Origin of the sequence: Streptomyces sp. NPDC051020, from assembly GCF_040683105.1 — a bacterium.
In the GTDB taxonomy this organism is placed as follows: Bacteria; Actinomycetota; Actinomycetes; order Streptomycetales; family Streptomycetaceae; genus Streptomyces.
The window spans coordinates 1-9,607 of sequence record NZ_JBFBCG010000145.1; the positions used below are offsets into that span (position 1 = coordinate 1).

Here is a 9,607-nt window from a genome sequence, read left to right on the forward strand (position 1 = left end):
TCGCCCTCGTCATGCTCACCCTCGCCGGCCCCCGCCCCACCCTTCCCGGACGCCAACCCGCCACAGAGTGACCCACTCATACGGCAGGAGAGCCCTTTTGGGCCTGTCCGACGGGTCGCGTCACCGACCCGCACACGACAGCACTGTCACCCGAATGGCACAACATGACGTGCCACCCACATGGGTGAGGATCAAGCTGGCTAGTGCCCAACCGAGGCAATCCGTGAAAGGGGAACCGAATGCGCATTCGACGAATTCTCGCCGCCGTCATCGCCACGGCAGCCCTCGCCGGGCTCGGCCTCACAGGCGCCGCCACCGCCACCGCCGCCACCGCACAGGGTGCCCCATCCGCCGTCAGCCCTTCTCAGTGCAGGGATGGCGGCGGAGAGCCCCGGATCGACTTGCCGGGCAACCCCTGCGTGGGCGGTCAATACGACGGCCAGGCGGTCGACTAAACCCCACAAGGCGCCCCGCAGCCACGCGCCGCGGGGCGCTCCCGCGCGAACGTAGCCGGGAGAGTCGCAGGGACTGTGCCGACCCCAACTCTTCCAGCTCCGCCGACCAGACGTCAGGCTGTACATCGTTTTGCGTGACAAGCGCAATGGGCCACCGCACGCGAAGTCACGAACTCACCAAACCTGACGGAACGTCAGCCAGATGCACTCAGACACATGCTCCTGACCAGCAGGAATAGCGAACTGCGACTGGAGTATGAGTACTCCAGTCGCAGATCGTGATCTTGCTGGTGGGGAGAGGGGCGTCAGTCAGGGACGGCCGCTATTCCAGCCACGTCCCGTCGCGCATGATGACTCTGCCGCGTAGTTCCGGCTCACCGCGCCAAGCGCGCACACTCTTCGGCGCCACGCGCACATACAGAAAGGAACCCTCCTCCGCACGCGGGTCCCATCCGAACTTGGCGACGAACGCCTCCGCCGCGTCGCCGGGCACATCCTGGTCCAGGAAGCACTCTGCCTCACCCTGGAGAAGCACCACATCGAAGGTGTCCGGCAGCGCCAGGCGCACGCGCGGCTCCTCGCGGACGTTCCGCGCAGTCACGGAAGTGGCACTGGTGCACATCCACACGGCGCGCCCATCCCACAAGAACCACAGCGGCACCTGGTGCGGCCCGTGATCGGGATGTGCTGTCGACACCCATACATCCCGCTCGGCAACGAGCCGTTCCAGAGTGTCGCGCTTACGCTCCGCCGCGTGGCGGCGAACAATTCTCGTGGTCTGCATGAGCGCCGACCTTAGCCAGCAGGTGCAAAGCGCGCATGAGGCGAGGGACCTACTCCCGGCGACCGATGAACCCCTCAGCCTCTGACTCGGAGACGGCCAACGGGGGTGCTCAGCGTGGCAAACTGGAGCGCTCAGTACAGGTCGGCTGATAGACGGGGTACGGTCACCGCTGATCATCGTGTGTTGTGTGGACAAACGAAGAGACGGTGGCGACAGGCCATTGCATGGACCCTGCCCGCCGGCACGAGGTGTTCGAGGTCCTGATGAGCCGGATAGCGGGCCGGTTCGCGCGGGTTGAGCCCCGGCGCCGGGTGCGGGACCTGGTACTGGGGCTGCTGTCGGACCTGCCGCGCAAGAACTGCTGGTCGATCGCCGAGTGGGCCGGGGAGGCGAGTCCGGACGGCATGCAGCACCTGCTCGGCCGAGCCAGGTGGGATGCCGACGCCGTGCGTCATGACGTGTGTGAGTACGTCCTGGAGCATCTGCACGACGAGGACGCCGTGCTGGTGGTCGACGAGACCGGGGACGTGAAGAAGGGCACGCACACCGTCGGTGTCCAGCGCCAATACGCCGGCACCGCCGGCAGAATCGAAAACGCGCAGGTCGCCGTCTATCTCGTCGACGCAAGCCGCCGCGGGCACGCGGCGGTGGACCGTGAACTGTACGTTCCGCGCTCGTGGACATGCGACCCGGACCGCTGCCAGGCAGCCGGGCTGGGCGAGGACACCGTCTTCGCGACCAAGCCGGAGCTGGCCGCCCGCATGATCGGCCGGTTCCTGGACGCCGGGCACCGCGTGGGCTGGGTGGCGGGCAACGAGGTCTATGGCGGTAACCCGAAGCTGCGGTTCCGTGCTGGAAGAGCGCACGGTCGGCTACGTAATCGCCGTTGCCTGCTCGGCCGAAGTCACCACCGGTGCGGGGAAGTTCCGCGCGGACGACTTGGCCGCGAAGGTGCCCGAGCGGGCCTGGCAGAAGCTGTCGGCAGGGGCCGGCGCCAGGGGCACCGCTTCTGCGACTGGGCCGTCATCGACCTGGCCGATGAACGGCCCGGCAGTCACCGGCTGCTGATCCGCCGCAACCGCACCACGCAACCTGCGGTGGGCCGTCGACTGCGATATCCCAAAGCGCGGAGGCAACGCCCGCCAGGCACACCCGCTGACCGGCACATAGATGATCGCCGCGAACAGCGTCTCATCAGGCGTGTCCTGCGTCCCGCCCGCCGTCCTGCGCCCGTACCCGGGACGGCGGGATCAGCGGCTCCGCGATCTTCCACAGCCCGTCCGGAACAACCCGACTTCACGTACCCCGCCCCATGGCCGGTCCAACGAGCCGATCCCACATTTAGGACACGGTCTTAAAGCGGGCCAGGACGGGGCGATGCGAGCCAAAGCGCTGAGAGGTTGCGCAGATCAGAGGAAAACCGCAGGTCAAGGTGTTGTGAGGGGCTCACTGTGCGGGGGCTCCGGCCGTTCCTGCTTCCCCCTCGACCCGGCCCGACCGCAGTTCGCCCGCTGAACGTGCCACTGGAGTGGCTCTCGACCCGATCGGCGTCCCGGGGCTGGTGAGACCGGCAGGAATCGGGTACATACGGACGAGTAGCACCTAGCACCGGTTGGTATGCCTCGGGAGACGCGCATGCGCTCCGCGCGGACCGGCCGGGTCCGCCAACCCGACAACGCGGCGAGGTGAGCTCCTCATGTCCGCACCATCCGCTCCGAAGAACACGCCCAAGGTCACCGAGCGTGAAGCGCGTCAAGTGGCCGAAGCCGCACGCGAGCAGGACTGGCGCAAGCCCAGTTTCGCCAAGGAACTCTTCCTCGGCCGCTTCCGGCTGGACCTGATTCATCCGCATCCCATGCCGCCCGGCGACGACGTCAGGCGCGGCGAGGCGTTCCTCGCCCGGTTGCGCGACTTCTGCGAAACCAAGATCGACGGCGCTCTGATCGAGCGTGAGGCGAAGATCCCCGACGAGGTCATCAACGGCCTCAAGGAGCTCGGCGCCCTCGGGATGAAGATCGACCCGAAGTACGGCGGCCTGGGACTGACCCAGGTCTACTACAACAGGGCGCTCGCCCTGGTCGGCTCCGCCAACCCGGCGATCGGCGCGCTGCTCTCCGCCCACCAGTCCATCGGCGTACCGCAGCCGCTGAAGCTCTTCGGCAGCCAGGAGCAGAAGGACACCTTCCTTCCCCGGCTCGCCCGCACCGACATCTCGGCGTTTCTCCTCACCGAACCGGATGTCGGCTCCGACCCTGCCCGGCTCGCCACCTCGGCCGTTCCGGACGGTTCCGACTACATCCTCGACGGTGTGAAGCTGTGGACGACCAATGGCGTTGTCGCAGACCTGCTGGTCGTCATGGCCCGCGTCCCGAAGTCGGTCGGCCACAAGGGCGGCATCACCGCGTTCGTCGTCGAGGCGGACGCCCCGGGCATCACCGTGGAGAACCGCAACGCCTTCATGGGGCTGCGCGGGCTCGAGAACGGCGTGACCCGCTTCCACCGCGTCCGGGTCCCGGCCGCCAACCGTATCGGCCCGGAGGGAGCCGGTCTCAAGATCGCCCTCACCACGCTCAACACGGGCCGGCTGTCGCTCCCCGCCATGTGCGTCGGAGCGGGAAAGTGGTGCCTGAAGATCGCCCGCGAATGGTCGGCGGTCCGCGAACAGTGGGGCAGGCCGGTTGCCCGGCACGAAGCCGTCGGTGCCAAGATCTCTTTCATCGCGGCCACCACATTCGCCCTGGAAGCAGTTGTCGACCTCGCCTCGCAGATGGCGGACGAGGATCGCAACGACATCCGCATCGAGGCAGCGCTGGCCAAGCTGTACGGCTCCGAGATGGGCTGTCTCATGGCCGACGAACTGGTTCAGATCCGGGGCGGCCGGGGCTTCGAGACCGCCGACTCCCTCGCCGCCAGGGGCGAACGGGCCGTCCCCGCCGAACAACTCCTCCGCGACCTGCGGATCAACCGGATCTTCGAGGGCTCGACAGAGATCATGCATCTGCTGATCGCCCGCGAGGCCGTTGACGCCCACCTGAAAGTTGCCGGAGATCTTATCGACCCCGACAAGCCCCTCTCGGCGAAGGCGAAGGCGGGAGCGAACGCGGCCGGCTTCTACGCCCGCTGGTTGCCCAAGCTTGTCACCGGACCAGGTCAACTGCCGCGCACCTACAACGAGTTCCATCCGCCCGGGCACCCGGACCTGTCCACCCATCTGCGCTACGTCGAACGCTCTGCCCGCAAACTGGCCCGCTCCACCTTCTACGCGATGTCGCGCTGGCAGGGACGCATGGAGACCAAGCAGGGCTTTCTCGGCAGGATCGTCGACATCGGTGCCGAACTCTTCGCGATGAGCGCCGCCTGCGTCCGTGCCGAACTTCTGCGCACCACCGACGAGCACGGCCGAGAGGCCTACCAACTCGCCGACGCCTTCTGCCACCAGTCCCGCATTCGCGTCGAGGAACTCTTCACCCGCCTGTGGTCCAACACCGACCAGCTCGACCGACGCGTGGTGGACGGCGTCCTCTCCGGCGCGTACCTCTGGCTGGAGCAGGGCGTCGTCGACCCGAGCGGCGAGGGCCCCTGGATCGCCGATGCCACCCCCGGCCCGGCAACCAAGGACAACGTCCACCGTCCCATCAGCTGACCGCCGGTCCATCGAGCCGGCCGGTCGGGCCGGGCGGGAGGCGTCCACTCGCTGGACGCTCCCCGCCCGGCCGTGTGCCGTAGGGCAGGATGGGGTCCCGTGACCGTCATCGGCATCCCCGGTTCCAAGTCCGTCACCGCACATGCCCCGTTCCTGGCTGCTGCCGCGGACGGAGTCGGCACCCTCGTGCGCCCCCTGCGCTCGGATGACACCGAGGGCTTTGCCCAGGGCCGTTCGTGCCTCGGTTACGAGGTCGCCCAGGAAGCGGACCGCCGGCACATCGGGGGCCGCCCGGCCGGACCCGCGCAGTGGGCCAAGTTCCGCACATCATGATCTCCGCACTCGCCCGGTTGATCCGGCACACCCCGACTGCCGTCGTCCCGGCACTGCTGGACCGTCTCGAAACACAGCAGCGCGAGGAGCTCCTCGCCGGCCACCCCACGGCACCGGCCGTCGCCGAGTACGTACTCGACAGCGGAAGCACCGGTGACCGAGTGGCTCTGGCGCGCAACAAGCAGACCGAACGAGGCGTACTGCTCAGGCTGTTGGAGCACCGGGAGTACGAGGTGGACCGGGCGGTGTACGCCCACCGGCGGACCACCGGCGTCATGCGTCGAGCCATCGCTCCCGCCGCACATGTACCCGAGCGGGGCACCGGGGAGCTCATCTCGCTGTTGAGATGCCATCAGCGCGTTCGCCACGCCTTGCGGATCCTGGACGCTCCGCACCGCCTCGACCTCGGTCTGCTGGTGGCCGAGCACCGGCGTGAACCACTGCCCCCGGGCGCCGTCGAGGCGCTGATCCTGAGCGATGAGTGCCCGCGTGAGGTGGTGCTCGCGCTTCTCGACACCCGGGGGACTCGCTCGTACAGCCGCTGGTGGTACCGTCCGGCCGTGCGAGCGGTCAGGACCGGCGCGATCACCCCCGCCGAACTGGTCCGACACCATGCCCCGGTCGACCGCACTCTGCTGCTGCCCGCCGTCGAGGTACGAGGAGGGCTGCGCTGGAACGACGCCGAGCGGGCTGCGGTGCAGCGCGAGATCGACCGCGTCCTGTCCCTGCCCGACATGGGGCGCCGAGGCGCCGCCCGGACCCGTGGTCGCGACCTGGCACCCATGGGAGGCCGAGCCCACCGGCTCAGGGACGCCGTACTCGCGGACCTCGCGCACATCGAGGGGTGGCCGCAAAGGGCCCGGCGCAAGCAGGCTCTGGTCGCCGGCCTGATCACCGGCGACGACGTGATCCTCCACGGCGCCCCCGCGCTCCGGGCCCTGGACGAGAGTTGGTGGCTCGGTCACCTGGAACGCTTCGATCTGCCCGGAGTCGTCACAGCCGCCCATGCTCGCGCCACGGCGCTCACCCGCGCCGCCCTCGGCGAGGACGCCGACGCTTGGTGGGCCGCCGCCCAGAGGCTGCCGGAATTCACAGGAACACTTCCTGAGCTGCTCCTCCCGGAGTCTCCGGGGACGCGCTGTCCGCCTGCCGTGCCGATGCGGCAACAATGGGGGGCATGAGCGACAGCCCTGCACCCCTCGCCGACCCGCACCTCGTCTTCGATGCAGTGGAAGGGCGCCGGGATCTTGTCATCCTCGGCTCCACCGGGTCCATCGGCACCCAGGCCATCGACCTGGTGTTGCGTAACCCCGACCGCTTCCGCGTCACCGCGCTCTCCGCCGCGGGAGGGCGGGTCGCTCTCCTCGCAGAGCAGGCGCGGCAACTGAGGGTGCGCACCGTCGCCGTCGCCGTGCCGGACGCGGTGCCGGCCCTCCGCGAAGCGTTGCGCGAGCAGTACGGTGCCGGGGAACCGCTGCCTGAGATCCTGGTGGGCCCGGACGCCGCTACGCAGCTCGCCGGGAGCGCCTGCCACACCGTGCTCAACGGAATCACCGGCTCGATCGGTCTGGCCCCCACGCTCGCCGCGCTGGAGGCCGGTCGTACGCTCGCCCTCGCCAACAAGGAATCGCTGATCGTGGGCGGGCCGCTGGTGAAGGCCGTGGCCAAGCCGGGCCAGATCATCCCGGTCGACTCCGAGCACGCCGCGCTCTTCCAGGCGCTCGCCGCCGGCACCCGGGCCGATGTCCGGAAGCTTGTCGTCACGGCATCCGGCGGCCCGTTCCGGGGACGGACGAAGAGCGAGCTGGCGAGCGTCACGCGTGAGCAGGCGCTCGCGCACCCCACCTGGGCCATGGGCCCGGTGATCACGGTCAACTCCGCCACCCTGGTCAACAAGGGACTGGAGGTCATCGAGGCGCATCTCCTCTACGACATCCCGTTCGAGCGGATCGAAGTCGTCGTCCACCCCCAGTCGTACGTTCACTCCATGGTGGAGTTCACCGACGGCTCCACCCTCGCCCAGGCCACCCCGCCGGACATGCGCGGACCGATCGCCATCGGCCTGGGCTGGCCGGAGCGCATCCCTGACGCGGCACCCGCTTTCGACTGGTCGAAGGCGTCCAGTTGGGAGTTCTTCCCGCTCGACAACGACGCCTTCCCGTCCGTGGGCCTGGCCAGACACGTCGGAACGCTCGGCGGCACCGCCCCTGCGGTGTTCAACGCCGCGAACGAGGAATGTGTGGACGCTTTCCTGGCAGGACAGCTGCCGTTCAACGGAATCATGGATACGGTCACGGCGGTGGTGGCCGAACACGGCACCCCTTCCACGGGAACTTCACTCACGGTCGCAGACGTCCTGGAAGCGGAGAGCTGGGCACGGGCCCGGGCTCGGGAACTCTCGGCGAAAGCGACAGCGGAGGCGCGCGCATGAGTATTACGACGGTCCTGTTGACGATTCTGGGCATCGTCGTCTTTGTCATCGGCCTGCTGTTCTCGATCGCCTGGCACGAACTGGGACACCTGTCGACCGCGAAGCTCTTCGGGATCCGCGTCCCGCAGTACATGGTCGGCTTCGGCCCGACCATCTGGTCGCGGAAGAAGGGCGACACCGAGTACGGGATCAAGGCGATCCCGGCCGGTGGCTACATCCGCATGATCGGCATGTTCCCGCCCGGTCCGGACGGACGGATCGAGGCGCGCTCCACCTCGCCGTGGCGAGGCATGATCGAGGACGCCCGAGAAGCCGCTTTCGAGGAACTCGAACCGGGTGACGAGAAGCGCCTCTTCTACACGCGCAAGCCGTGGAAGCGCGTGATCGTCATGTTCGCCGGACCGTTCATGAACCTGGTCCTGGCCGTCGCCATCTTCCTCGGGGTCGCCATGACCTTCGGCTTTCAGACGCAGACCACCGAGGTCGCGGGCGTCCAGAAGTGCGTGATCGCGCAGAGCGAGAAGCGTGACACCTGCAAGAAGAGCGACCCGGTCTCACCCGCGCAGGCCGCCGGACTGAAGAAGGGCGACAAGATCGTCGCCTTCAACGGTCAGAAGGTGGACGACTGGGCCACCCTCTCCGACCGGATCCGCGAAACCATCGGCCCCGCCACCCTCACAGTCCAGCGCGACGGCCAGGAGAAGACCCTCCACGCCGTGCTGCAGGAGAACTCGGTCGCCAAGAAGGACTCCAAGGGTGAGGTAGTCCCCGGGAAGTTCGTTCCGGCCGGATACCTCGGCTTCGCCGCCCAGACCGAGATCGTCCCCCTCTCCTTCGGCGACTCGGTCGTCCGCATGGGAGACATGATCCAGAACGGCGTCGACTCGATCATCGCCCTCCCGTCCAAGATCCCGGACCTGTGGAGCGCGGCCTTCGGCGACGGCGAGCGAGCGGCCGACTCCCCGGTCGGCGTCGTGGGCGCGGCCAGGATCGGCGGCGAGGTGATGACGCTGGACGTCCCGGCGACGAACCAGATCGCGATGATGCTGTTCCTGCTGGCCGGCTTCAACCTCTCGCTGTTCCTCTTCAACATGCTGCCCCTGCTGCCGCTCGACGGCGGGCACATCGCGGGAGCCCTCTGGGAGTCCCTGCGCCGCAATGTGGCGCGGGTCTTCAAGCGCCCCGACCCCGGCCCCTTCGACGTGGCCAAGCTGATGCCGGTCGCCTATGTCGTCGCCGGCGTCTTCATCTGCTTCACCCTGCTCGTCCTGGTGGCCGACATCGTCAATCCGGTCAAGATCTCCTGACTGCCCTGAGGCAACGGCCGGCCCGAGGCACGGGCCGGCCCGGAGAGTCGACCGGTCCGCGCGCCCATGGGCCTGGCGCCCGCCCGGCCTGGCGCGTTGCCACGCGTCACGCCGGACGACCCCGGCGCGACGATCGGACAGATCGGGCCGGGCGCACGACAGGCGGTGACCGGGCATACATCTGATCTGATGGCCGGGCGCCTCTGTTTGCACGGGCTTCGGGGTGCGGTGTGCTCCGGGTTCCCCCCGGTGCCGTAACCTCGAAGGCCGGAGCCCGCCGATCTCGGGACCTTGATCCACACCTTGGGGATGCTCAGCGCATGACTGCGATTTCTCTCGGAATGCCGTCCGTTCCGACCAAGCTCGCCGACCGGAGGGTCAGCCGCAAGATCCAGGTCGGGTCGGTGGCGGTCGGTGGGGATGCGCCGGTGTCGGTGCAGTCGATGACCACGACCCGTACGTCGGACATCGGTGCGACGTTGCAGCAGATCGCGGAGTTGACGGCGTCCGGCTGTCAGATCGTGCGGGTGGCGTGTCCGACGCAGGATGATGCGGATGCGTTGGCGACGATCGCCAGGAAGTCGCAGATTCCGGTGATTGCGGATATTCATTTCCAGCCGAAGTATGTGTTCGCGGCGATTGATGCGGGCTGTG

7 protein-coding genes and 3 pseudogenes are annotated in these 9,607 nt (G+C 68.4%); 8 read left to right on the forward strand and 2 right to left on the reverse strand.

Annotated features, from left to right (window positions below):
* Positions 1–239 precede the first annotated feature (239 nt).
* A complete protein-coding gene (locus AB0N06_RS36720) occupies positions 240–455 on the forward strand; it encodes a hypothetical protein (protein ID WP_366139030.1) in 216 nt (71 codons plus the stop codon).
* A gap of 322 nt (positions 456–777) precedes the next feature.
* On the opposite strand, the gene AB0N06_RS36725 is transcribed toward AB0N06_RS36720, so the two are convergent.
* Entirely contained in the window at positions 778–1,239 is a 462-nt protein-coding gene (locus AB0N06_RS36725; RefSeq protein WP_366139031.1) for a pyridoxamine 5'-phosphate oxidase family protein, read from the reverse strand.
* A gap of 263 nt (positions 1,240–1,502) precedes the next feature.
* Here AB0N06_RS36725 and AB0N06_RS36730 point away from each other — a divergent pair.
* A pseudogene (locus AB0N06_RS36730) lies at positions 1,503–2,327 on the forward strand (IS701 family transposase); the annotation flags it as partial.
* A 3-nt stretch (positions 2,328–2,330) separates the two neighbouring features.
* On the opposite strand, the pseudogene AB0N06_RS36735 reads toward AB0N06_RS36730, so the two are convergent.
* Positions 2,331–2,514: pseudogene (locus tag AB0N06_RS36735) on the reverse strand (transposase); the annotation flags it as partial.
* A gap of 421 nt (positions 2,515–2,935) precedes the next feature.
* On the opposite strand from AB0N06_RS36735, the gene AB0N06_RS36740 reads away from it, so the two are divergent.
* The 6 genes and pseudogenes from AB0N06_RS36740 to AB0N06_RS36765 form a co-directional block, all read left to right on the forward strand.
* Positions 2,936–4,882, forward strand: coding sequence for an acyl-CoA dehydrogenase family protein (locus tag AB0N06_RS36740; RefSeq protein ID WP_366139032.1), 1,947 nt, complete (start codon positions 2,936–2,938; stop codon positions 4,880–4,882).
* Positions 4,883–4,981: 99 nt separating this feature from the next.
* Positions 4,982–5,188 (forward strand): annotated as a pseudogene (locus tag AB0N06_RS36745) (3-phosphoshikimate 1-carboxyvinyltransferase); the annotation flags it as partial.
* Positions 5,189–5,211: 23 nt separating this feature from the next.
* Positions 5,212–6,396 carry a hypothetical protein gene (locus tag AB0N06_RS36750; RefSeq protein WP_366139033.1) on the forward strand — a complete coding sequence of 395 codons (1,185 nt, stop codon included), beginning with the start codon at positions 5,212–5,214 and terminating at the stop codon, positions 6,394–6,396.
* The gene (gene dxr / locus AB0N06_RS36755) at positions 6,393–7,646 is read left to right on the forward strand and encodes a 1-deoxy-D-xylulose-5-phosphate reductoisomerase (protein WP_366139034.1); all 1,254 of its coding nucleotides are present in this window, start codon (positions 6,393–6,395) and stop codon (positions 7,644–7,646) included. Before AB0N06_RS36750 ends, dxr begins: the two co-directional genes overlap by 4 nt.
* Positions 7,643–8,953 carry a site-2 protease family protein gene (locus tag AB0N06_RS36760; RefSeq protein WP_366139035.1) on the forward strand — a complete coding sequence of 437 codons (1,311 nt, stop codon included), beginning with the start codon at positions 7,643–7,645 and terminating at the stop codon, positions 8,951–8,953. Before dxr ends, AB0N06_RS36760 begins: the two co-directional genes overlap by 4 nt.
* Before the next feature lie 320 nt (positions 8,954–9,273).
* Positions 9,274–9,607 (forward strand): flavodoxin-dependent (E)-4-hydroxy-3-methylbut-2-enyl-diphosphate synthase (locus tag AB0N06_RS36765; RefSeq protein ID WP_366139036.1); only part of this gene is annotated, 334 nt, incomplete at its 3' end.